Here is a 24,242-nt window from a genome sequence, read left to right as displayed (position 1 = left end):
ATAAAAATGTACTTAATTTTCGATACAGAAACCACAGGATTGCCAAAACGTTGGGACGCACCCATTACCGATACCGACAATTGGCCGAGGTGTATACAAATTGCATGGCAACTGCACGATGCCATGGGAAACTGTATTGAAAGTCAAGATTATTTGGTGCAACCTGATGGCTTTAATATTCCTTATGATGCAGAGAAAATTCATGGTATTTCTACAGAATTAGCTCAAGAACAAGGGATTCCTTTAGCTGTAGTTTTAGAAAAGTTTAACGAAGCTTTAGCGAAAACAAAATTTGTAGTTGGGCAAAATGTAAAGTTCGATTTGAATATTATGGGCGCCGAATTTGTACGTGGCAATGTGGCAAATCAACTTCAAGAATTACCGGTTTTAGATACTTGTACCGAACATACGGCAAGTTTGTGTCAAATTCCTGGTGGTCGTTATGGTAAATTTAAATTACCAACGCTAACTGAATTACACGAGTTTTTATTTAATACCCCTTTTGCCGAAGCGCATAATGCCACTGCCGATGTTGAAGCAACAACACGTTGTTTTTTTGAACTAATTCGTTTAGGAGAATATACCAAAGAGCAGTTGGATGTTCAGCCCGATTATTTCCAGAAATTCTCGGAAGCAAATCCACAAACTATTCAACTGATTGGTTTAAAACACATCAATCTTAAAAAAGAAAGTGCGAAGATTAATGAGCGGTTACAGAAAGCGCAAACTAGTGGCATTTCTACTGAAGAAATCAAACAAAATGTTTCTGAATTAAAAGATGTCGATTTTGTGCACTTGCATAATCATTCACAGTTTTCAGTGTTGCAATCTACAATGAGTGTGTCTGATATTGTTTCGGCGGCAGCCGAATATAATATGCCAGCGGTTGCCTTAACAGATCATGCAAATATGATGGGGGCTTTTCACTTTGTAAATGCCGTAAACAAACATAACAGTGGTGTAAAAGCTAAAATAGCTGAAGCTGAAGGAAAAGGTGAAGAAACCACTGCAAAAGAAATAAAACCCATTGTTGGATGCGAGTTTTTTGTTTGCGAAAATCATTTGGATAAAACTAGAAAAGATAACGGTTATCAAATTGTACTGTTAGCTAAAAACAAAAACGGCTATCATAATTTGGCTAAATTATCGTCGCATGCCTTTGTTAATGGCTTTTATTATTTACCACGAATTGATAAAAAACTCATTCAAGAATATAAAGAAGATTTGATTTGTTTAACAGGAAATTTATATGGTGAAGTACCAAGTAAGATTTTAAATATTGGTGAAAATCAAGCTGAAGAAGCTCTGCTTTGGTGGAAAAATGAGTTTGGAGATGATTTGTATGTCGAATTGATGCGACACAATCAGGAAGACGAAAACCGAGTTAATCCTACTTTAATAAATCTAGCGAAGAAACACAATGTTAAATTAATTGCATCAAACAATACTTATTATAGAAAACAAGAAGATGCTAATGCACACGATATTTTACTCTGTGTAAAAGATGGTGAAAAGCAAGCGACACCCATAGGGCGTGGTCGGGGATATAGATATGGATTACCAAACCAAGACTATTATTTTAAGTCTTCTGAGGAGATGAAACAATTGTTTCATGATATGCCAGAAGCCATTTTGAATATTCAAGAGGTAGTAGATAAAGTAGAAGGGTATCAATTAGCACGCGATGTTTTATTGCCTGCTTTCGATATTCCTGAAAAATTCAAGCATGAAGATGATTTAACGGATGGAGGTAAGCGAGGTGAAAATGCATATTTGAAACACCTTACTTACGAGGGTGCAAAAAAACGCTATGGCGAAGACCTCTCAGAAGATATTCAAGAAAGACTCGATTTTGAGTTAAGCGTTATTGAAAACACAGGATACCCTGGATATTTTTTAATTGTTGAAGATTTTATTCGCGAAGCTAGAAATATGGATGTGTCCGTTGGTCCAGGTCGTGGTTCGGCAGCAGGTTCTGTAGTAGCCTATTGCCTTTGGATTACCAATATAGACCCACTTAAATACGATTTGCTTTTTGAGCGTTTTTTAAATCCAGACCGTATTAGTATGCCAGATATTGATATTGATTTTGATGATGAAGGCAGAAGTCGTGTGATGGATTACGTTATTGAAAAATATGGTAGCAACCAAGTAGCGCAAATTATTACTTACGGTACGATGGCTGCAAAATCTTCCATTCGAGATACCGCTCGTGTACTAGATTTGCCATTATTTGATGCCGATAGAATTGCGAAGTTAATTCCAACGATGTCCAAACTCGGAAAGATTTTTGGGTTGGATGAAAAAGAATTAGCTAAAAAGTTTAGGGCTGAAGATTTAGAAAAAGTAAATGAACTTTTAAATATTTCTGAAGGCGACGATTTAGAAGCAGAAACCGTAAACTTAGCAAGAACGCTTGAAGGTTCGGTGCGTAATACAGGAATTCATGCCTGCGGAGTAATTATAACCCCAGATGATATCACCAAGTTTGTTCCTGTCGCAACTGCCAAAGATTCCGATTTATATGTCACCCAATTTGATAACTCGGTAGTAGAATCTGCGGGTTTATTAAAAATGGATTTCTTAGGCTTAAAAACCTTGACTTTAATTAAAGATACCGTAAAAATCGTTAAAGCAAAACATGATATTTTACTCGATCCAGATAATTTTCCATTAGATGACGAAGAAACCTATGCGCTCTTTCAACGTGGAGAAACTGTTGGCGTTTTTCAATATGAATCTCCTGGAATGCAAAAACACCTTCGTGATTTAAAACCTACGGTTTTTGAAGATTTAATTGCAATGAACGCTTTGTACCGACCAGGGCCCATGGAATATATCCCAAGTTTTGTTCGAAGAAAACATGGCGATGAAGATATTGAGTACGATTTACCAGCGATGGAAGAGTACTTGAAAGAAACCTATGGTATTACGGTTTATCAAGAGCAAGTAATGTTATTATCTCAAAGTTTGGCAGGTTTTACAAAAGGTGAAGCAGATGTTTTGCGTAAGGCGATGGGTAAAAAACAAATTGCGGTTCTTGATAAAATGAAACCGAAGTTTATTGAGCAAGCCAGTGCAAACGGGCATGATGCTAAAATTTTAGAAAAAGTCTGGAAAGATTGGGAAGCTTTTGCAAGTTATGCTTTTAACAAATCGCACTCTACATGTTATGCGTGGATTGCTTATCAAACAGCCTATTTAAAAGCACATTACCCTGCCGAATATATGGCAGCGGTTTTATCGAATAATATGAACGATATTAAGCAGGTTACCTTCTTTATGGAAGAATGCAAACGCATGAAATTACCCGTTCTTGGTCCAGATGTAAACGAATCGTTTTATAAGTTTTCGGTTAACAAAGATAATGCAGTTCGTTTTGGTATGGGAGCTATTAAAGGCGTCGGTCACGGGGCAGTAATGACGATAGTTAATAACAGAAAAGAAGACGGACATTATAAATCTATTTTCGATTTTGCAAAACGTATCGATTTACGAGCCGCTAACAAAAAAGCATTTGAAAACTTAGCCTTAGCAGGCGGTTTTGATGGTTTGTCCGATACACACAGAGCACAGTATTTTCATGATGATGGTGATGGTATTACCTTTTTAGAGAAAGCCATTAAGTATGCGCATAAACACCAAGAAAACGAAAACTCTGCACAAGTAAGTTTGTTTGGGGAATCTAGCGATGTACAAATTGCAGAACCCGAAGTACCACCATGTGAAGAATGGGGAACTATGGAAAAATTAAGTAAAGAACGTGAAGTTGTTGGGATTTATATTTCTGGACACCCGTTGGATGATTTTAAAACCGAAATGAAAACGTTTTGTAACGGTACTGTTGCCATGTTTAATAACTTAGAACCTTATATTAACAGAGAAATTGTTTTTGGAGGTGTAGTAACCGATGTACAACACCGCGTAAGTAAGCAGGGGAAAGGTTGGGCATTATTTACTGTTGAAGATTATACCGATAGTTTTGAATTCCGAATTTTTGGGGAAGAGTATTTAAAATTCAGACATTTTTTACTCAAAAACAGTTTTGTGTTTGTAAAAACCTTTGTGCGTGAAGGCTGGATAAATAAAGACACCGGAAAGAAAAGCGACCCGCGATTACAGTTTAATAATTTCCAATTATTGCACGATGTGATGGAAAATTATGCAAAGAAACTGTCTATACAAGTTGATATAAAAGATTTAGATGAACAGAAAATAATAGCTTTAAAAGAGTTGATTAATATGCATCCAGGAAATCAAGCCCTTAACTTTTTAGTATATGATACCAAAGAAAAAATAAAATTAACCATGCCTAGTAGAAAGCAAAAAGTTAAAGTGTGTCAAGAGCTTTTAAATGAATTAGAAGCTCAGGATGTAAGGTTTAAGTTGAATTGATGCTATAATGTTTTTGTCATTCTGAGTTTTTTTTCATTAGAAAACTTGAGAGAAAAACAAATCAAAAAATATAAAAGAATTAAAAAGCTTACTTTAATAAATAAAGAGAATTCAGAACGGAAAGATTTGTCTGATGGTTGGCTATTTTATTTTGATTGAGTTATGTGATTAAACCTTCTGCTCAAACTCACCACAATCAATCCTAATCTCAGAATTATGTAATTCCTTTTCCAATAAATTACAAAAATGTTGATTGTCATTTTTTTGATAAAACTTACAAGCATAACAAGTACGCTGAACTGTTAAAACACCAATTTGATTTAATTTATAAATGAGTTTACTAAGCGTTTTAAAGGTAGACTCTAAGTCTTCATTATCAATTCCGTTTAATTGCTTTTTTAAAGGATGTGCAAAATTTTCGGTTTCGGTAACAATAGCTTTTCCAGAATCTGATAATTGTATCGCATAACTTCTACTATCAGAAGTAGAATATACTTTTTTAATGAATCCTTTATTCACTAAAACTTTAACAGCATCACTAATGGTGGGTTTTGTAACGTTGAATTCTTTAGCCAAATGGCTCACATTACAAAATTCTATTTTATGATAATTAATAAAAATGAGTATTTGAATTTGTATAGGACTTAAACCTAAAAGCTTTGCCTTTTCCCAAAGCAATACTTTAAAGGCTTCAGAAATGCGCTCTAAACCAGCAACAATCTTATTAGAGGTGTTGGTTTCTTGATGTGTTGGATTAAAAATGTTATCGCTCATAAAAAATGCCTGTCAACCTTAGGTTGACAGGCAAAGTTAGTAATCCTAATTAAATAAGTTGCAATTTTCCATTTCAATAATCGAAAATCCTTTGTTTTTAATGTCATTTACAATAACATCGGTAGCCTGTTCGATATGGCAAAAGTTGCAAATTTTTGATGATATACTTTCTGTTTTAAAAACTTTACTTTTTAAATATCTCGTGCCATAATTTAAAATGATTTGTTTATCATCTAAACTATTTGGCACCAGAATATCAAAATGCATTAATTTACCATCTTCTCTTTTTACGTATGTATCCCAAACTGAAATTTTCATAGTTTTATGTTTTTATTTTAAATAGGATTCCTAACTAAAAGAATTAAAAAATTACCCTTTTACTGCTTCCATTGAAGCACCAAAGTTAATATGAAGTACATTTCCGTTTGGAGTTACCAAAGCTGGAACCGATTTTACACCAGCATTTTCTGCTTCAGTAATTCTTGAGTTGTCTTCACCAAAATGCACAATATCTACATTTTCTGCTCCTATTAAATTAATAATGTCGTGTTCTGCACTTATGCAAACGGGACAACCTGCGTGATAAAAAATGGATTTACTCATAATGTTATATTTTTAAATTAATTATGATGCTAATATAATAAGGAATCCTAACTAAATAAAATATTTTAGCTATTAATTATAATTTAACCCGTTGTGCATTTTAAATAATGCTGATTTTTATATTGTTTATTTTTCTATCAAAGACAAATTTGTTAATGTATTGAATTACAGTTAGCGAAGTTATTTTAGATATTATTCTGGTCTTAAAGCCTTCAAAAGACTTAGCGTAGTTGCGTCTTATCATGAATTGGTCACACAGTTGAGAAAATAAAGTTTCTATCCTCTTTCTCGATTTTCTAAAAATGTACGGTTGTTTTTTGTAATTGTTTTGATTATTTCTCATCGGTGTATTTAGCTTTATGTTACAAGTATCAAACAAGTTAAGTTGAATTTCTGCGGATAAATAACCTCTATCACCAATTAAAGTGCAATTGCTAATTTGTGCTTTAATATCTTTAAGATAATTCACATCATGAACAGATGCCGGACTCAAATCTATACTCTGAAAAATACCGCTAACAGAACAAATAGCATGTAATTTATACCCATAATAATTAGCACTTTGAGAAGCACAATAACCTTTGTCTGGAAAGACATAAGTAGCTTCTTTACATATTCTTGAACGAGAACTTCTTGATAGCTTACAAACCTCTAAAGGCATACTATCTACAATGAAATAGTCTTCAAATTCATTAAAATGAGTAGCCAATTTTAAACGTATTGCATCAATATGATTTGCTAACTTTCTTCTTCTACGATTATAAACACTGCGGTTAATTTTTGATGAAATGACATCAGGAAGTTGTCTAAATAGGTTACTCTCACTATCTATACCCATATATTCTGATGTAAGGCTTAGGCTTACCAACTCCAAATCACTCAGTTTGGGTTGTCGTCTTTGATAAGCTAAAAGCTGCTCTTTTGATATTTTTCTTAATACTTCCAATATTCTTTCGTAATTTGCATTTAAGTTGTTCATAATTAATGTTTTATCGCTAAAACAAGTTACTGATTATCAGTAAGATGGACAACTTTTTTCTTTTAAATCATAATGCACAACGGGTTAATTTAATATATTCTAGTTTGAAAAAGAATATTATTTAACTTATAATATGCTTTTAATTTTTTAGTTAAAAACATATCCCAAGTAGAAGAGCAAACATCATAACAATGCAATTCTGGAGTTAAACCCATTTGATGAAAATTAATAATAGTTTTTGAGTCTTTTTCATCAATTATCCAATGTAGGATATGACCAATCCATTCTTTATTAAATTCTGGTTCTCCATCTATACATTTCCATATGAGTTCTTTGTTAAAAACATATTCCACGATTTTAAATGTCCACCAATAGCCATTTTCAAAATGAATGGTAAATTGTCCACCGATGCAAAATTTTGTGTTACTTGTTCTGCTCCACCAAAACTCAAGCCCTTCATTGAGTGCGTAAAATGTTTCTTTTGAATTAGCTGAAACTTCAATTTGTTGTGTATAGCTTTTTAAGGTATTACTCATTTAAGAATCTGTTGAATTAAGGTAGTCACCTAAACTATCAAGTTTATTATCCCAGAAATGTTCATAGAATCTAATCCACTTATTCACTTCTTGAAGTTCACTCGGGTTAGCATTACAGAAACGTTCTCGTCCTTGAGTATTGATATTTACTAAGCCAGCTTCTTCTAGTGTTTTAATATGTTTAGTAACGCCTTGTCTTGTAATTTCAAATTGATTGGATATTTGAGTGATAGACAATGCAGAGGTAGCAAAAACCAAGGCATGAAAAATGTCACGCCTTGTTGGATCTGCAATGGCTTTAAATAGCTTGGTTATTTTATCCGGCATTAACTTCTTGTTTTAAATAGCTTGTTAAACCAGAAATACAATTATCCCAGCCACCGTTAAAGCTTTCAAACATAGCTACAGCGGTTTCGCCAGCATAATTTGTAATTCCAGAATGCTCTAAAGTTAATTTTGTGCCATCTTGGGTTGCTTCAAGTTCCCACTTTACAGTGGTTTCTACTTTTGTATCAGCTACAATCCAAGTATAAATAAGCATATACGGATTTGCTTCTTTTACTTTGCCACTTATAACTGTACAACCTTTTTCATTAGGAGGAGAAGTAAAGGTGTATTGATATCCAGGTTCCGCTTTAAAATCGGCAGGAATAAACCAGGTTGAGATTTCTTCAGCTTTTGAAATAGCATCCCATACTTTATCTATGGCATGATTAAAGACAACTTCTTTTTTAATAACATCATTCATAATTATTTGTTTTTGATTTAAATGCAACTTTATGGTTGCTAAACTAAATTAAATATTTTTAAAATGCAACTTTTTGGTTGCTTAATTAAATTTTATGCTAGTTTTTCATTGCGCAAAGGATAGTAGCCCTTCGACTCCGCTCAGGATAAACTTTAGCTTTTGGCGAGGCGAGCATCGAGCCAAAACTATTATTGGATAGCATGACCACTTGCACTGAGCGTAGTCTAAGTGTTGTGGTTGCTCCTAAAAAAAATAAAATAACCTAAACTAATGTAGCTATAGGTAAAACAAATTGTTAGGTTGTAAGCTATAGAAAATATTTTGACTAAATTTGTAAATAAATTTAAAGTAAAACAGATTAAAATATAAAATTATGGCATTAGAAATAACAGATGCAACGTTTGAAGAAACAGTTTTAAAAAGCGATAAGCCTGTATTGGTTGACTTTTGGGCAGCTTGGTGCGGACCATGCAGAATGGTTGGACCTATTATTGAAGAAATTAGCGGCGAGTACGATGGTAAAGCTGTTGTTGGAAAAGTAGATGTTGATGCAAATCAAGAATTTGCTGCAAAATACGGTGTACGTAACATCCCTACTGTTTTGGTTTTTCAGAATGGAGAAGTTGTTGGTAGACAGGTTGGTGTAGCTCCTAAAAATGCTTATACTGATGCTATTGATGCACTTTTATAGTAGATAATTAAAAAGAAAAATGAAAAGGTTTGCCATTTATGGTGAACCTTTTTTTATTTTAGATGCAAAATAAATATTTATGAGTAAAAATAAAGTTCAGGATGCTATTGATAGTAAATTAATTGAAGCACGTAAAGTGTTTTTGTGGGGACAAGTTGATGATGATTCTGCAAAACATGTTGTTGATAGATTATTGTATTTAGATGCTTTGTCTAACGAAACCATACATTTATATGTAAATAGTCCGGGAGGTTATGTAACATCTGGCTTTGCTATTTACGACTGCATGAAATCTATTAAAAGTCCAGTATCTACAATTTGTACTGGCTTTGCTGCTTCTATGGGATCGATTATATTATCGGCAGGAGAAAAGGGTAAACGCTTTATACAACCACACGCTCGTGTTATGATACACCAACCAAGTGGAGGTGCTCGCGGACAAGCGAGTGATATTGAAATTACAGCAAAAGAAATTGTATTAACTAAAGAATTAAGTGCAAAAATATTAGCTGATAATTGCGGACAGGATTTTGATAAAATAATGAAAGATTTTAATCGAGACCACTGGATGGGAGCAGACGAATCTGTTGCTTATGGTATTGTTGATGCGGTTATTTAGAAAATAGAAAAAAAGAAGAGAAAAAGAAGAATTTTGAGCTTGTTTTTAAACTTGTTTCCTGACTCTAACAGCAAAGCGGTCTAACACTAAAACATGAATTTACAACACGAACTTAATAAGGCTAGTGGGTTTAATAACCTAGAATTACTTGCAAAACAAGTGGTGGAGGGTTTTATAGCTGGCATGCACAAAAGTCCGTTTCATGGGTTTTCGGCAGAATTTGCTGAACATAAAATATATAATCAAGGCGAAAGTACACGACATATAGATTGGAAATTGTTTGCGAAAACAGATAAGCTTTATACCAAACGTTATGATGATGAAACCAATTTGCGCTGTCATATTATTTTAGATAATAGTAGCTCGATGCATTACCCAGAAATGGATAATTTTTCAATAGACAATCTAAATAAAATAGGGTTTTCGGCATTAGCTTCGGCTTCATTAATGCACATGTTAAAAAAACAACGTGATGCTGTAGGTTTAAGTATTTATAGTGATAATTACGATTTTTATTCGCCAGAGAAAGGCAGCGAACGCCATCATCAAATGTTACTAGGTCAACTTAGTAATGCTGTTGTTTCTAAATCTTTAAACAAAACCACTGAGACATATAAATATTTGCACGAAATAGCAGAAAAAATTCATAGACGTTCTATGATTTTTCTATTTACCGATATGTTTCAAACTTCGGAAGATGAAACAAAACTATTTGAAGCTTTACGTCATTTAAAGTATAATAAACATGAAGTTATTTTATTTCATGTATTTGATAAGAAAAAGGAGTTAAAGTTCGATTTTGATAATAAACCGAAACGATTTATTGACGTTGAGACTAAAGAGTATATTAACTTGTATGCAGATGCTATTAAAGAAAATTATAATGCAGCGGTAAGCAATTATTTTGATGCATTGCGCTTAAAATGTGCACAATATAAAATTAAATATGTTGAGGCAGATATTAATAAACATTTTAATAATGTACTTACGGCTTATATGGTAGAGCGTCAAAAATTTGTTTAGCAATATTTTTATGCAAAAAACACTAAAAAAGATTTGAGATATAAAAAAAGCCATGTATATTTGCAACCGCAATAATGCAACGGTCTGGTAGTTCAGTTGGTTAGAATGTCGCCCTGTCACGGCGAAGGTCGCGGGTTCGAGTCCCGTCCAGACCGCTAAAATTGCAAAAAGAAAGCTCTGAGAAATTAGGGCTTTTTTTGGCAATTAATATGACGTTGTGTTGTTCCTAGAGAAATCTAGGACGTAGTTATACCAGAGTTTATTTGGTATTCCAATGGAAAGCTTTCCTTTTTTCTTTATAGAAGATTGGGATGCTTTTTTGTTTTACGAATGTATCGAATAAAATATTTTATTTACATTTGTTATAGTTCGAATGAAAATTAACTAATGAGTTTTAAGAAAATTAAAGATCAAAAATTAATTGAACGTCTTAAACAAGGTGATGAAGATGCTTTAAAACTAATTTATAATTTATATTGGGAACAATTATTTATTTATGCATTTAGCTTCTTAAAGAAACGTGAAATTTCTGAAGATGTAATTCAAGAGATATTTATTAAAATTTGGGAAAAAAGAGATGTACTTGTAATTAAAACAACATTAAAAGGCTATTTGTATACTTGCGTTATGCATAAAGTATATGATCTTTTTAGAAAAGATAAAAATGCATTTAGTGAAGAGGTGATGCAAAACTTTGATATAAAAATACAAACTTCAACTCCAGAATCAAAACTCATATATAAAGAACTAGAAGCACAAATAGATGCGGTTGTAAATACTTTGCCCGAAAAGTGCAAAAAAGTGTTTAAGTTAAGCAGAGAAAATCAATTAAGTCACAAAGAAATCTCTAAACAATTAAACATTTCTACTAAATCTGTAGAAGCCTACATTACCAAAGCTTTAAAAATAATTAGGCCATCACTTATTAACATCTCATACTTCGTCATTTTTTGTAGTTTTTTAAAAGAGTTATCAGTTTAAAATTAACTTACATAAGCGAAAATTAAAAATAGTCTAATTTTTGTTTAGGGATTGTCGTCTTTTTTTCGTCTTATATATAAAAGAGATAAATTCGTGAGTACTCAAGATAAGAATTATTTGCAATTATTAATTAGAAAACTTCAATCTGGAGTTATTTCTGATGATGAAATTAAGTTTTTATCTAATTTTTTTGTAAATCAAGAAAACAAAGAATGGCCGATTGATATTGAATTAAAAGACGAGTTAAAAAATCAAGTTTTTAATAAAATTCAATTAAAATTAAAAGAGAAAAATTTAAAAAGCATAAAACATACTCCGTTTTATAAAAAAGACTTTTTTAAATATGCTGCAACTATTTTAATATTAATTTCAATATCGACTACTTGGTTGTTTAATAGAAACGAACCTCAAGTAGAAGAAATTAAATTACCAACAGGTGATAAGATAGAAGTAGGAACAGACAAAGCTATTCTAACTCTTGAAGATGGAAAAAATATTGTGCTAGAGAAAGGACAAAATTATTCTACAAAAAATGTAAAAAGTACTGGTGATAAATTAATTTACGATAATAAAGCTGATTCAAAACCTAAATTAGTTTACAATTACTTAACCATACCAAGAGGTGGGCAATTTTTTCTGCAATTATCAGACGGAACAAAAGTATGGTTAAACTCAGAATCTAAGCTTAAATACCCTATTAGCTTTATTGAAGGAGAAAAGCGGGAGGTGGAATTAATTTATGGAGAAGCCTTTTTTGATGTATCTCCTAGTACTCTTCACAAAGGAGCTTTGTTTAATGTAAAAAGTAGAATGCAAGAGCTAGAAGTGTTAGGTACCAAATTTAACATCAAATCATATCAAGATGAAAATATTGTATATACAACTTTGGTTGAGGGTAAGGTAGAGGTAGACAATGGTTCAGAAAATGTTTACTTAAAAGCAAATCAACAATCTCAAATTAGTTTATCTAATAAAAACATAATTATAGAAAATGTTGATGTATACAATGCAACTTCTTGGGTTAAAGGTGTTTTTAGTTTTGAAAGCAAGCCGTTAAAAGACATTATGAAAGTGCTCTCTAGGTGGTATGATATGGATGTTGTATTTGTAGATAAAGAAGTTGAGAATATTAAATTTGTTGGAATATTAAGTAAAAATCAAAAAATAGAAGATATATTAATAAGTATTAAAGAATCTGGGTTTATAAATTCGTTTAAAATAGATGGAAAGAAAATAATACTAAAATAAAAAAAGAGGGCTAAAGTAGACATTTAGCGGTATCCAACTTTGCTCCTCTTAAGTCTGTAATAATCAATTAATAGTTAACTAACTAAAACATGCAAATTTATGAAAATTAAACCAACTACTTTCTTTTTCTTAATAAGAAAAAGGATTCTAACTATCATTATGAGAACTTTTGTATTCTTATTGTGTTCATTGTCATTTGGGTTTTCTTCCGTTGATATTTTTTCGCAAAATACCAAAATAGAAATCATAGATGATACAACACTAACCGTAGACGAAGTCTTTAAAATTATTAAAAGACAAACTGATTATAGATTTATATATCAGGAAGACATGTTTAAGAGCTTTCCGAAAGTTTTTATTAAAAAAGGAATTATTCAAGCAAACCAATTACTAGATAAAAGCCTTAAACAAGGTGATTTTATTTTTTCTATTGCTGCCAATAATACAATTATTATAAAAGCTAAAGAAGTATTAGCTAATACAGGTGTGCAACAAAGGGTTGTTAAAGGTGTAGTTACAGACGGACAGTTACCTTTACCTGGAGCTAGCGTTGTAATTAAAGGTACTCAAACGGGTGCGCAAACAGATTTTGATGGAAATTATTCTATTGAAGTTAATGATGGAGATATTCTTGTGTTTAGTTATGTGGGTATGATTACTCAAGAGGTACAAGTTGGAACATCAAATGAAATTAATGTTAAAATGACTGCTGATACTGCACTTGACGAAGTTATAGTAGTTGCTTATGGTACCGCAAAGAAAGCAGATTTTACAGGATCTGCTACACAACTAAATAGCGAAGCACTTTCAAAAATAACTGTAGCCAATGTTTCTGCAGCAATTGAAGGCGCTTCAGCCGGAGTTTCTGTAACAGCAGCTGGAGGGCAACCAGGTCAAGGACAAGATATACGTATAAGAGGTTTTGGTTCTTTTAGTGCGGATAGCGATCCTTTATATGTTGTAGATGGAATTCCGTTTTACGCTTCAATAAATTCAATTAATCCTGCAGATATTGAAAGCTTAACCATTTTAAAGGATGCGTCATCTACGGCGCTTTATGGAAATAAGGCTGCAAATGGAGTTGTTCTTATTACCACAAAGAAGGGTAAGAATAAAAAAGGACAATTTACTTTAAATGCATCAACGAGTATTGTTGATCGTGCCATACAAGAGTATGATCGTTTAGGTTCTGATAAATATTATGAGATTATGTGGGAATCTATGAGAAATAGCCAAGCTGTTCCTGGAGTAGATTCTGCAGCCGATGTTACTGCAGCCAATACATTTGCATCGTCTAACATTATTACAGAATTATTAAATAATCCATATAATGTAGCTGATGATCAAATTGTAGGAATAGATGGGAAAATTAATCCAAATGCAAGACTATTATATAACGATGTAGATTGGGTTGATGCTATTACCAGAGTAGGAATACGCCACAATTATGATATTAATTATCAGGGAGGTACAGAAGATAGTGATTTTTATGTATCGCTAGGATATTTAGATGAAGAAGGTTACATCAAAAAATCTGATTTTGAAAGATTTTCAGGACGTATTAATGCAAATTATCAAGCTAATGATTGGCTTAAAACTGGATTAAATATAGCTATTACGACATCTACAGGAAATCAAGCTCAAACGGGAAGTACACAAAGTAACTCGTTTGTTAATCCTGTGCGTTTTGCAAGAGGTGTAGCACCTATTTATCCTATTTACCAACATGATGCCGCTGGTAACTTTATATTAGATGATAACGGGAATCGCCTTTATGATTTAGATGATAATAGACCCAGTGGAGCAAGTGGAGGAAGACATATTCTGGCAGAAATTGATTATAATGATGATATTGACGAAATCACCTCTGTGAGCGGGAAAACTTATTTTGATATTAATTTTACTAAAGATTTAATGCTAACTGTTAATGCAAGTTGGAATCAACGTCACTGGTATACCACAGATTTTGAGAATAAATTAGTTGGTGATGGTGCGCCTGGAGGTAGAGCTTCAAGAAGATATAACAGAAGAACAACTTTAGGATTTAATCAACTTTTAAATTACACTAAATCATTCGGTGATCATAATTTTAAATTATTAGCTGCACATGAATCTTTACAACTAAAAGTAAATAACTTTACTGGTAGTAGAATGCAGTTAATTGCTGATGGTAATAACGAATTAATAAACTTTGTGACCACTACTAATTTAGAGTCTGCAACAGATTTGTTAAGAGACGAAAGCTACTTTGGTCGATTTAATTATGATTATGATGGTAAATATTTCTTGAGTGCATCTTATAGAACAGATGGGACTTCAAAATTTGCATCAGATGTTCGTTGGGGTGAATTTTGGTCCGTAGGTGCTGCTTGGAGGTTAGAAAGAGAGTCTTTTATTGAAAATATAGAAGCTATAAATTTATTAAAACTTAGAGCATCATATGGAGAATTAGGAAATAACTCAGGAATTGGTTGGTATGCTTACCAAGGATTGTATGATTTAGATTTTAATAATCAGTCCGAATCAGGGTTTTTACAAGCATCACTTGAAGCACCTTTATTGGAGTGGGAAGCTAGTGAGAGTTATGATGTAGCCATAGAATTTGGATTATGGAATAGATTAAACGGAACCGTTGAGTACTATAATCGTGAATCTGCTAATTTACTTTTTGATGTACCATTACCATTATCTAGTGGTAGTGAAGACATTCCAAGAAATATTGGTACTTTATACAATAGAGGTTTTGAAGTAAGTTTAGATTATGATGTTGTAAAAAACGAAAATTTTAATTGGAACATTGGTTTAAATGCAACAACTATAAAAAACGAGTTTACAAAATTACCACAAGATGAAATTATAAACGGATCAAAAAAATTAATGGTTGGTCGCTCAATTTATGATTACTGGTTAAAAGATTGGTACGGTGTAGACCCTGCAGATGGAGCTGCATTATACACAGCAAACGAAGATGCTATTGATGCTAATGGTTCAGATATAAGAGTTATTGATGGAAATACATTAACAACAAATCAAGCTAATGCAGCATTTCATTATGCAGGTACAGCTATTCCAGATTTAACAGGAGCTATTAACAATTCGTTTAGATATAAAAACTTTAATTTAAGCTTTTTGCTTACTTACCAAATTGGAGGAGAAAGTATAGATTACAATTACCAAAGTATTATGAGCTCTGGAGGATACGGAACAGCAAAAAGTGTTGATATTCTTGACCGTTGGCAACAACCTGGAGACATAACAAATATACCAAGATTAGACGCATCAGAAACTACTAATTTTAATGCTACATCTGATAGATGGTTAGTCGATGGTTCTTATTTAAATATGAAACGTATTAATTTTTCATATAATTTGCCTTCAAATTTTATAAGTTCAATGGGAATAAATACAGCGCAACTGTATTTAAGTGCAGAAAATGTATTTTCAATTAATGCAAGACAAGGTTTGAATATACAACAGAATTTTAGTGGAACAACATCAAATGTTTATACACCATCTAGAATAGTTTCTTTAGGATTAAATGTTAAATTTTAAAAAAAAAGCAATGAAAAAAATAATAATTTCTTTTATCGGAATTTTAGCTGTTTCCTTTTGTTTTACAGCTTGTGAAAAAGACTACTTAGATACGTATCCTACTGATCAAGTATCATCTGCAGCAGCAGTTTTAACTACAGATAATGCTTTAACGGCATTAAACGGAATACATAGAGCCCTGTATGTAAGATACGGGAGCCAAGGTAGAGGAGGCATAGGCGCTTTTAATATGCATATAGACGAAGCTGGAGAAGATCATGTATTTAATAGAAGTAATTGGACGCATTCTTATAGATGGAGACCAAATTCTGAACCAGACAACGCTTATAACACTGCTAATTGGAGTATGTTTTATCAATGGATGGCAAATGCCAATGTGTTAATTAATGGTGTGGATAATGCCACTGGAGATCAAGAAGATAGAGATGGAGTGAAAGGGCAAGCACTAGTTTATAGAGCGTTTTGTCACTTCCATTTAGTGCGATTATGGGGAGATAGATACGAACCAGGAGGTGGAAATTCTCAATTAGGAGTTCCAATTAAATTAGATAACTCTATCGACCCCATAGCGAGAAATACAGTTGAAGAAGTTTATACTCAAATTAATAAAGATTTAGATGATGCTATTGTTTTATTAAATGGTTATGTTAGAAATAACAAATCTCATTTTAATGTAAATATTGCAAAAGGCCTAAAAGCAAGAGTCGCTTTAACACAAGGTAATTGGGCTATGGCTGCGCAATTAGCTGCTGAAGCTAGAGCAGGGTTTACTTTAATGGATGAAGGTACGTATGCCAATGGTTTTCAAGTATTTTCTGAGAACAATAGTGAGTTTATGTGGGCAAGCCAAATAGTTGAAGATCAGTCTGAAGGTTTTGGTAATTATGGTGCTTATATATCAAGAAATTTTAGCTCATCAGCAATTCGTGGTAATCCTAGATCAATTAGCAATTTGTTATATGACATGATTTCTGCTACAGATGTACGCAAGACATTATGGGATCCAACTGGAGATCATTTAAATTTACCTGCGGGAGTTTCATTATTATCTAGCCATAAAAGATTCCCATATACAAATCAAAAATTTATAGCAGTAAGTAATAGTGATAGCCGTGTAGATGTTCCTTTAATGCGTGCAGCCGAAATGTATTTAATTGAAGCAGAAGCCTTAGCTAGAAGCAATCAAGATGGTTTAGCTGCTCAAGCATTGTACGATATGGTCATTACTAGAGATAGTGCTTATACATTATCAACTAATACAGGACAAGCATTAATAGATGAAATTATGGTACAGCGTCGTGTAGAACTGTGGGGCGAAGGTTTTAGATGGTATGATTTAAAACGATTAAACTTACCGTTGGATAGAACTGGTTCAAACCAAAGTTCAACATATACAAATGGTATTATGCAGGTTCCTGTTGGCGATAATAGATGGACATGGCCAATACCTCAAGATGAAATTGATGCTAACCCATTAATGGATCAAAATCCTATATAGTAATTATTTTCATATATAGTTAGTCATTTGAAACAGCGTTAATTAACAAATTAACGCTGTTTCTATTTAAAGTATATCTTTTTAAAAGGATATGTAATATTTTTGAGATTACTATAAAGTATAGTAACTATAAAAAACAGTGAGCTTATAAAGTTATTGCCAATAAATGTATAAAGTTTAATGGTGATTATATAAAAATGCTTTAAGAAGTAAAAAAATAATTTAAACCTTAATAAATATCTTTTTCTTAAAGAGAACATATCCCAGGACTAAATAAAACATTACAACAGTTAAAGCATAAAGTAAGGATGATAATTTATCTGCTAAAAAAGGTTGAACATAAATAGTATTGTATAACCAGGAATGGATACTTTGTTGAGGGTTAACTTTTATTAAATAAAAGCATTTAGAAATAAAACTGGATAAAAAATAAATAGTAATAGCATTAGAGCCAACGTACTTAAAAACACTACCAAATTTCCAATCTAACACATCGGTTAGGTAATAAATAATAGATAGAATTAAAGTCGCCCATCCGCTAGTTACTAATACAAAACTACTACTCCAAATGGCTTTATTTATGGGGAACCAAATACTAAAAATATAACCACAAACCAATAATGATATAGCGATTATTAGTAAATAAGTCAATTTGTTAATATTATCTTTAGAAAGTATTCTACCAACTAAAATTCCAGAAATACTGGTTACAATGGCGGGTAATGTGCTTAAAACACCTTCAGGGTCATAATCTTGTTTCCACATGTGTTTACCTAAAACTTTTAAATCTATATAGTTAGCCCAATTGTTTGGCGCTCTATCAAAAGTTGGTAAAATCCCATTGGGTAAAGTTATAAAGCCTAAGAGTATCCAATACGCAATTAAAATTGATAAGCCTATAGCTAGCAACGTTTTCCAATTACAGTTCATAAATAAAACTGCAGAAATTAAAAACACAACACCAATTCTTTGTAATACACCAGGAAATCTTAAGGCTTCAAAATCTTTTATAAATGGGAAGTAGGGTAAAAATAACGCTAAAAACAATCCAAGACCAATAAGCTTTAAACTACGAGTAATAATTTTCTTATAGGTAGTCCAATTTTTTGGCTTGTTTTTGTAGGCAAACGAAATTGAAATACCTACAATAAATAAGAAGAACGGAAAAACTAAATCTGTTGGTGTTAGTCCGTGCCAATTGGCGTGAAGCAATGGTGCATATACTTTGCTCCAAGTTCCTGGGGTGTTAACTAAAATCATTGCAGCAATTGTAAACCCTCTAAGTATGTCTACAGATTGAATTCTTTGCTTTGCACTCATTTTATAAATTTTTATGTTGATTAAAAAAGATGAACTAAATAGTTTTAGTAAACATTAAGGTGTGGCTTCATCTAAAAATTAATTTTCGTTCCCTTCTTTAATATTCAGTATGCGTTCTTTTGTTTGCTTTAAATAGTTCCTTCCAATGGGAATTCTTCTGCCTGCAATTTCTATGGTATTTCCTTCTAAAGCTGCAATTTTGTTTATTGAAATATTGTACGATCTGTGTACGCGTATAAAATTTGATTGTGGTAACTCTTCAGAAATGGAGGTGAGTGATTTGTGTACTACATAATCGCCAAGAGATGTTACTATTTTAATATAATCTTTTAAACTTTCAATAAACAAAATATCATTAAGGTTAACTTTAATTAATTTTTTATCAACTTTTAAAAAAATATGAGGTTCTTGATTTAAACTAGAATCCCCAGAAGTAGTGTTGGTGTGTATTTGTTTGTATATTTTATTTATTGTTTTTAAAAAGCGATTAAAAGGTATTGGTTTTACTAAATAGTCTAATATATTTAATTCAAAACTTTTTACCGCATATTCTCTATATGCAGTAGTTATAACTATTAAAGGCTTAATGTTTAAGTTGTCAATAAAAGTAAAACCACTCATTTGAGGCATATTAATATCTAGAAAAACAAGGTCAATTTTTAATTGCTGTAAAACACCAAAAGCTTTTAATGGACTAGTAAAGGTTTCAATAACTTCAATATTATCGAAATTTTTTAAATGATTCTCTATAACACTTATTGCTAAAGGTTCATCATCTATAATGATACACTTAATTTTCATCTTACAGGGATTTTTAAAAATAAATTATAAATATTTCCTTGTACTTTAGTTTCAAGAATAAAATCATTGGAAAATAATAATTGTAACCTTCTTTGAGCATTTACTATTCCTATACCATGATTTTCTTCTACAGAGGTTTTTGGGTTAAAATTATTTGCTACATTAAATTCTAAATAGCCATTGTTTAGACTTTTAAAACTCATGTTAACTTTAACTTTATCATTCCCATTAAGTCCGTGTTTAAAGCAATTTTCTACAAATGAAAGGTACAACAATGGTGGAACTTCAATGCTATCTATTTCTCCAGTAATATCCATATCAAATTCAATTCGATCTTTAAATCGCATTCTTTCAATATCGATAAAATTATTTATATGATTAATTTCTTGCAATAAATTTGCTTTAGAACTGACTACCTCATATAAAATATATTGCATAATATCTGATAATTTTAGCACCAATCGTGGAGCATTATCTGATTTTTTTAATGTTAATGCGTATAAATTATTTAACGTATTAAAAAAGAAATGTGGTTGTATTTGTGTTCTTAAATATTTAAGCTCGGTACTCATTTGAAGCTGAGCTAAATCTTCATTTCTCCTTTTTTCAATAGTCCAATCAACTAGTAATTTTATTGCTGTTACAAAAGTAACTGCATAAAGTTCACCTAGTGCAACAACTATAAAATGATTTACATCTATAAATTTCACTTCTCTACCAAGTTCGGGAGATAAAGTTTTAGAAACGAGAAAATAAATTAACCCAGATCTAACAAAATAAACTAGAATTAATATCACAAAAATGGAACCTATATATTTCCAGTACTTTTTTGTTAAAATAAACTTTGGAATTAGATAGTATACATTAAAATACACTATAATAATATGAATAGGGAATTCAACTAAATTTGATTTTAATGAATAGGTGTAATCATTAAAATAACTGCCCCATCTTACTACATTAAACGTAAAATAACTAAGCCAAAAGAAAATATGATATTTTAGAGGTATAGTTAGCCTTATTTTATTTTTAAAGATTGAAATGATGTTTTTCATTGTAAGGCAGGCTTGTTTTTTTGTTTTATAGGAGGTGTTTTTTAGTATTTATCTTAACTTATTCGTTTTGTATATTAAACAAATTAACTTTATCATCGTTGTTGGTTATTAACAACATGGTACCATTTTTTCTGTTTATTGTAATGATGTCTTTTGAGTCGCCAACATTTATAAAACCAGTTTTATCTATATCTAATATTTTAAATTTTTTGTCTTTATAAGATAAAACACTACCTAATGAAGCATCGTAACGCACGGTTTCAACTTCGGCATTGTAATGGTTGCCAATAGCTATAATTTCTTTTTGATTATCATTGTTAATATCAATAAACTCAAAATCCATAATTGGTGCAATTTGTAGCATTTTAGGAAGACTTTTAATACTAAAGTTACCACCGCCATCATTTTCTAAAAACACACTATTTAGCATATGTGCTTTAAGATGAAGTGCTTTATCTAAAGCCTCTTTGCCATAAATATCTTCAAGAGTGGCTTCTGCAAATTCGTTAAACGTGGGAAATTTATCTTTAATAAAGGGCATTTGTTGCGAAGAGCATTCTCTCCCTCTTGAGGGAACTAAATAACCTTTGTAATTTGAGGTTAAAACAATATCATAAGTTCCAGAATTATCAAAATCATCACAAAACACATGAAAAGGTTTTTTAGTACTGGCTTTATATTTTGTGTTTAATCCTAAATTACCAACAAAATAATCCATGTCACCATCAGCATCAACGTCTGCACTTTCAATACTAAACCATAGACCTTCGGTGTTTTTTAATGAATCGTTTGCTACTGGTTTAAACGTTCCATTATTGTTTTCAAATATGGTTATTGGCATCCATTCACCTACAATAATTAAGTCTTCATCATTATCATTGTCGTAATCTGAAAATATAGCATCAGTTACTAATCCAATATTTTTAATGGCTGGTGCTATAGTTTTCGTTTTATTATAAAATTTACCATTTTCGTTTATTAATATATAGGATTCTGGCGCATACGGATATTTGTTTGGTAGCACTCTTCCTCCAACAAATAAATCTAAATCACCATCATTATCAATATCCGAAGCTTTAATAACTTGCCCGCTGGAATTAATTTTAGGAAGTACATTTTTACCTTTGCTAAAGTTGCCTTTACCATCGTTTATATAAATTCTATCTTGATATAAACTACTGTTTTCTTCAAATTCGGCACCACCACTAACCACATAAAGGTCGTTGTCATTATCATTATCAAAATCTAAAAATAGCACACCTAAATCTTCAAATTGTTTGTCTTCTTGCCAGGTTTTAGTGCTTTGTTTGATGAAGCTGCCATTTTCATTTTGAATATATAATTCGCCACTTTGGTCTTTAGCGCCGCCAATAAAAAAATCTTCTAAACCATCTCCATTCACATCAGATTTATCAATAAAAGGACCATTGGTTGATTGGCTATGTGGTAGTAAGACTTGCTCTTTGTAGTCATCAAATTCATTTTCGCTATGCTTATAAACAATGCCTTGTTCAGAAGGATTACTTCTTCTTAATAGTGTTTTTGGTTGTTCTATCTTTTTATTTTCGAGCGGAGTAGCACTTTCCTGATTTACAGAAATGATTTGATTGGTTTTAACATTAGTAAGTTTAGTGATTTTTTGATTAGGCCATTCAATTAAAATTTCATCAATAATTATAGCATCGCTAATTCCAAAATTTACGATATTTTGAACAGATGAAATAAAACCTCTACTGGTATATAATTCTTGATATTGCTTTGTATTATTTGCTGTTAAGGTTATTTTAGAACCGATGGCAAATTTGTTTTTTGCATCGCCATTTAATTTAATTTGAATAAAATTATTAGTGTCGTTATTTTGATAGAGTAGTGGTGTATCGTTTATATTATTTATAACTAAATCTAAATCGCCATCGTTATCAAAATCTGCATAAGCAGCACCATTGGATTGTGTTTTTTCGTTTAATCCCCAATTTTTAGGATTTTTAGTAAAACTAAGATTGCCTTCATTTTTAAAACTATAATTACTAAGTTTTGTTGAGGGTTGTAAAGCTGTTATTTCCTCAAAACTGGGTTGTTTATCCCTTGAAAATCTTCTGTTTAGTTCGGTTCTAAAATCTTGATTAGCCATATCTTTTAGAATACCATTAGAAACAAAAATATCTTTTAGTCCATCATTATCAAAATCGGCAATTAATGGTGCCCAACTCCAATCGGTTTTAGCTAAACCACTTATTTGAGCTATTTCACTAAATTTTCCGTTGCCTCTATTTAGCTGTAATGTGTTTACCATGTATTGATGATTGTAACCATTTTTAACTAAGTTGTTAAAATTGCTTGTATTCATTGTAGCCATGTTTTGCTTGCTACGTACATGATCTTCAGAAGCCATTTCTAATACAAATAAATCTGGATGTAAATCGTTGTTTAAATCAGCATAGTCTGATCCCATACTACTAAAAGAAGTATGATTAATTCTATCTAAAATTTCGTCAGTAAATTTACCTTTTTTATTATTTATATAGAGTTTGTCTGGAGTTAAAAAATCATTACATACATATACATCTGGCCAACCATCATTATTAAAATCGCCTATTGATGCACTTAGCCCAAAAGCTTTATTAACTATACCTGCTTCGTGTGTAATCTCGGTAAAGTAAGTACCATCGTTTCTGTATAAAATATCTGAGCTTAACCTCGAATAAGCTCTTTCTATACGCATATTAAGCCGTCCAGTGTTTTCAAAATCTGGTCTGTGGTTTACCAAATACATGTCTAAATCACCATCTTTATCAAAATCGAAAAAGTACGATTGTGTACTAAAACCCGGGTCGTTTATTTTCCATTCTTCAGCCTTGTCTATAAACGTATTATTTTTTTGGTTGATATATAGTTTGTTTTCTTTTTTAAAGGTTGTTTTATTGGTTCCTGACTTACATATGTAAATATCGAGCCAACCATCGTTATTGATATCTACAACAGAAACCCCTGTTGACCAACCTTGAGCATCTGCTAAACCAGATGTTTCAGTAATATCTTTAAATTTAAAATCACCTTCATTTAAATACAGTTTGTTTGAATTTTGATTGGCTATAAAAAAGACATCTACTAAATCATCATTGTTAAAATCTGCAGTTGCAACACCACCACCATTATAAATGTTACCAAAATTTAAGAAATTCAAATTCCCAGTTTCTTCTACATTATTTTTAAAAGTAAAAGTTGTTTTTTCGTTTGGAATTAAAGAAAAAAGCGTAGAACTATTATTAGACTTACTTTTTATCGTTTTTAAACTACTATAGGATTTGTTTTGATTGCAATTAATAAGTGTAAAACCTAAGATTGTATAGATAATAAATTTTTTCACAATAATACTTTTAATAATGAATGATAAATATAAAAATAAAAAAGGGAGAATC

The 24,242-nt window shown here is 31.5% G+C and carries 19 protein-coding genes and 1 tRNA gene; 9 read left to right on the top strand and 11 right to left on the bottom strand.

Features of this window, described 5'->3' with window-relative positions:
• Nucleotides 1–6 precede the first annotated feature (6 nt).
• Nucleotides 7–4,395: a DNA polymerase III subunit alpha gene (dnaE, locus tag RG22_RS06375; RefSeq protein WP_034041841.1), complete on the top strand. Its 4,389-nt coding sequence runs from the start codon at nucleotides 7–9 to the stop codon at nucleotides 4,393–4,395.
• A 168-nt stretch (nucleotides 4,396–4,563) separates the two neighbouring features.
• Here the strand turns inward: dnaE and RG22_RS06370 are convergent, their stop codons facing one another.
• The 7 genes from RG22_RS06370 to RG22_RS06340 form a co-directional block, all read right to left on the bottom strand.
• On the bottom strand, nucleotides 4,564–5,169 hold the full coding sequence (locus tag RG22_RS06370; RefSeq protein ID WP_034041839.1) for a MarR family winged helix-turn-helix transcriptional regulator: 606 nt from the start codon (nucleotides 5,167–5,169) through the stop codon (nucleotides 4,564–4,566).
• 45 nt (nucleotides 5,170–5,214) lie between these two features.
• Nucleotides 5,215–5,487: a DUF2024 family protein gene (locus RG22_RS06365; protein ID WP_034041836.1), complete on the bottom strand. Its 273-nt coding sequence runs from the start codon at nucleotides 5,485–5,487 to the stop codon at nucleotides 5,215–5,217.
• Between the two features lie 51 nt (nucleotides 5,488–5,538).
• Nucleotides 5,539–5,772: a hypothetical protein gene (locus tag RG22_RS06360; protein ID WP_034041834.1), complete on the bottom strand. Its 234-nt coding sequence runs from the start codon at nucleotides 5,770–5,772 to the stop codon at nucleotides 5,539–5,541.
• A gap of 100 nt (nucleotides 5,773–5,872) precedes the next feature.
• Nucleotides 5,873–6,751, bottom strand: a complete 879-nt coding sequence (locus RG22_RS06355; RefSeq protein ID WP_034040883.1) for an IS982 family transposase — start codon at nucleotides 6,749–6,751, stop codon at nucleotides 5,873–5,875.
• Between the two features lie 89 nt (nucleotides 6,752–6,840).
• Nucleotides 6,841–7,287, bottom strand: coding sequence for a hypothetical protein (locus RG22_RS06350; protein WP_034041832.1), 447 nt, complete (start codon nucleotides 7,285–7,287; stop codon nucleotides 6,841–6,843).
• The gene (locus RG22_RS06345) at nucleotides 7,288–7,614 is read right to left on the bottom strand and encodes an ArsR/SmtB family transcription factor (RefSeq protein WP_034041830.1); all 327 of its coding nucleotides are present in this window, start codon (nucleotides 7,612–7,614) and stop codon (nucleotides 7,288–7,290) included.
• Nucleotides 7,604–8,035 (bottom strand): SRPBCC family protein, encoded by a 432-nt coding sequence (locus RG22_RS06340; RefSeq protein WP_034041828.1) that lies wholly within the window; start codon nucleotides 8,033–8,035, stop codon nucleotides 7,604–7,606. Before RG22_RS06340 ends, RG22_RS06345 begins: the two co-directional genes overlap by 11 nt.
• A 373-nt stretch (nucleotides 8,036–8,408) precedes the next feature.
• Between RG22_RS06340 and trxA the strand changes: the two genes are divergently transcribed.
• The 8 genes from trxA to RG22_RS06300 all read left to right on the top strand — a co-directional run bounded on the left by trxA (nucleotide 8,409) and on the right by RG22_RS06300 (nucleotide 17,647).
• Nucleotides 8,409–8,726 (top strand): thioredoxin, encoded by a 318-nt coding sequence (gene trxA / locus RG22_RS06335; RefSeq protein WP_034041826.1) that lies wholly within the window; start codon nucleotides 8,409–8,411, stop codon nucleotides 8,724–8,726.
• A gap of 79 nt (nucleotides 8,727–8,805) precedes the next feature.
• On the top strand, nucleotides 8,806–9,345 hold the full coding sequence (locus RG22_RS06330; protein ID WP_034041824.1) for a ClpP family protease: 540 nt from the start codon (nucleotides 8,806–8,808) through the stop codon (nucleotides 9,343–9,345).
• 93 nt (nucleotides 9,346–9,438) lie between these two features.
• A complete protein-coding gene (locus RG22_RS06325) occupies nucleotides 9,439–10,368 on the top strand; it encodes a DUF58 domain-containing protein (RefSeq protein ID WP_034041822.1) in 930 nt (309 codons plus the stop codon).
• Between the two features lie 81 nt (nucleotides 10,369–10,449).
• A tRNA-Asp gene (locus RG22_RS06320) sits at nucleotides 10,450–10,523 on the top strand.
• A gap of 232 nt (nucleotides 10,524–10,755) precedes the next feature.
• The gene (locus RG22_RS06315; protein ID WP_052143663.1) at nucleotides 10,756–11,349 is read left to right on the top strand and encodes an RNA polymerase sigma-70 factor; all 594 of its coding nucleotides are present in this window, start codon (nucleotides 10,756–10,758) and stop codon (nucleotides 11,347–11,349) included.
• 93 nt (nucleotides 11,350–11,442) lie between these two features.
• Complete coding sequence (locus RG22_RS06310; RefSeq protein WP_052143662.1) at nucleotides 11,443–12,597, top strand: FecR family protein; 1,155 nt, start codon at nucleotides 11,443–11,445, stop codon at nucleotides 12,595–12,597.
• Nucleotides 12,598–12,756: 159 nt separating this feature from the next.
• Complete coding sequence (locus tag RG22_RS06305; protein WP_162183642.1) at nucleotides 12,757–16,149, top strand: SusC/RagA family TonB-linked outer membrane protein; 3,393 nt, start codon at nucleotides 12,757–12,759, stop codon at nucleotides 16,147–16,149.
• A 10-nt stretch (nucleotides 16,150–16,159) separates the two neighbouring features.
• Complete coding sequence (locus tag RG22_RS06300) at nucleotides 16,160–17,647, top strand: RagB/SusD family nutrient uptake outer membrane protein (RefSeq protein ID WP_034045805.1); 1,488 nt, start codon at nucleotides 16,160–16,162, stop codon at nucleotides 17,645–17,647.
• A 222-nt stretch (nucleotides 17,648–17,869) separates the two neighbouring features.
• Here the strand turns inward: RG22_RS06300 and RG22_RS06295 are convergent, their stop codons facing one another.
• The 4 genes from RG22_RS06295 to RG22_RS06280 all read right to left on the bottom strand — a co-directional run bounded on the left by RG22_RS06295 (nucleotide 17,870) and on the right by RG22_RS06280 (nucleotide 24,190).
• Nucleotides 17,870–18,967, bottom strand: coding sequence for an acyltransferase family protein (locus RG22_RS06295; RefSeq protein ID WP_034041820.1), 1,098 nt, complete (start codon nucleotides 18,965–18,967; stop codon nucleotides 17,870–17,872).
• Between the two features lie 78 nt (nucleotides 18,968–19,045).
• The gene (locus RG22_RS06290) at nucleotides 19,046–19,768 is read right to left on the bottom strand and encodes a LytR/AlgR family response regulator transcription factor (RefSeq protein WP_034041818.1); all 723 of its coding nucleotides are present in this window, start codon (nucleotides 19,766–19,768) and stop codon (nucleotides 19,046–19,048) included.
• Complete coding sequence (locus RG22_RS06285) at nucleotides 19,765–20,823, bottom strand: sensor histidine kinase (protein ID WP_034041816.1); 1,059 nt, start codon at nucleotides 20,821–20,823, stop codon at nucleotides 19,765–19,767. Before RG22_RS06285 ends, RG22_RS06290 begins: the two co-directional genes overlap by 4 nt.
• Nucleotides 20,824–20,881: 58 nt before the next feature.
• On the bottom strand, nucleotides 20,882–24,190 hold the full coding sequence (locus RG22_RS06280) for a VCBS repeat-containing protein (RefSeq protein ID WP_052143660.1): 3,309 nt from the start codon (nucleotides 24,188–24,190) through the stop codon (nucleotides 20,882–20,884).
• Between the last annotated feature and the right edge of the window lie 52 nt (nucleotides 24,191–24,242).

The organism is Wocania ichthyoenteri Th78, assembly GCF_000789235.1.
GTDB lineage: Bacteria > Bacteroidota > Bacteroidia > Flavobacteriales > Flavobacteriaceae > Wocania_A > Wocania_A ichthyoenteri.
The sequence above is the reverse complement of the archived record's forward strand: the minus strand, read 5'-3'. Positions and strand labels throughout refer to the sequence as shown.

What these genes read in the sequence shown, in the direction of transcription:
- RG22_RS06350 (WP_034041832.1), bottom strand. Translation starts at nt 7,287, where the DNA reads ATGAGTAATACCTTAAAAAGCTATACACAACAAATTGAAGTTTCAGCT.
- RG22_RS06285 (WP_034041816.1), bottom strand. Translation starts at nt 20,823, where the DNA reads ATGAAAAACATCATTTCAATCTTTAAAAATAAAATAAGGCTAACTATA.
- RG22_RS06325 (WP_034041822.1), top strand. Translation starts at nt 9,439, where the DNA reads ATGAATTTACAACACGAACTTAATAAGGCTAGTGGGTTTAATAACCTA.
- RG22_RS06295 (WP_034041820.1), bottom strand. Translation starts at nt 18,967, where the DNA reads ATGAGTGCAAAGCAAAGAATTCAATCTGTAGACATACTTAGAGGGTTT.
- RG22_RS06360 (WP_034041834.1), bottom strand. Translation starts at nt 5,772, where the DNA reads ATGAGTAAATCCATTTTTTATCACGCAGGTTGTCCCGTTTGCATAAGT.
- RG22_RS06330 (WP_034041824.1), top strand. Translation starts at nt 8,806, where the DNA reads ATGAGTAAAAATAAAGTTCAGGATGCTATTGATAGTAAATTAATTGAA.
- RG22_RS06340 (WP_034041828.1), bottom strand. Translation starts at nt 8,035, where the DNA reads ATGAATGATGTTATTAAAAAAGAAGTTGTCTTTAATCATGCCATAGAT.
- RG22_RS06365 (WP_034041836.1), bottom strand. Translation starts at nt 5,487, where the DNA reads ATGAAAATTTCAGTTTGGGATACATACGTAAAAAGAGAAGATGGTAAA.
- trxA (WP_034041826.1), top strand. Translation starts at nt 8,409, where the DNA reads ATGGCATTAGAAATAACAGATGCAACGTTTGAAGAAACAGTTTTAAAA.
- RG22_RS06345 (WP_034041830.1), bottom strand. Translation starts at nt 7,614, where the DNA reads ATGCCGGATAAAATAACCAAGCTATTTAAAGCCATTGCAGATCCAACA.
- RG22_RS06300 (WP_034045805.1), top strand. Translation starts at nt 16,160, where the DNA reads ATGAAAAAAATAATAATTTCTTTTATCGGAATTTTAGCTGTTTCCTTT.
- RG22_RS06315 (WP_052143663.1), top strand. Translation starts at nt 10,756, where the DNA reads ATGAGTTTTAAGAAAATTAAAGATCAAAAATTAATTGAACGTCTTAAA.
- RG22_RS06370 (WP_034041839.1), bottom strand. Translation starts at nt 5,169, where the DNA reads ATGAGCGATAACATTTTTAATCCAACACATCAAGAAACCAACACCTCT.
- RG22_RS06290 (WP_034041818.1), bottom strand. Translation starts at nt 19,768, where the DNA reads ATGAAAATTAAGTGTATCATTATAGATGATGAACCTTTAGCAATAAGT.
- dnaE (WP_034041841.1), top strand. Translation starts at nt 7, where the DNA reads ATGTACTTAATTTTCGATACAGAAACCACAGGATTGCCAAAACGTTGG.
- RG22_RS06355 (WP_034040883.1), bottom strand. Translation starts at nt 6,751, where the DNA reads ATGAACAACTTAAATGCAAATTACGAAAGAATATTGGAAGTATTAAGA.
- RG22_RS06305 (WP_162183642.1), top strand. Translation starts at nt 12,757, where the DNA reads ATGAGAACTTTTGTATTCTTATTGTGTTCATTGTCATTTGGGTTTTCT.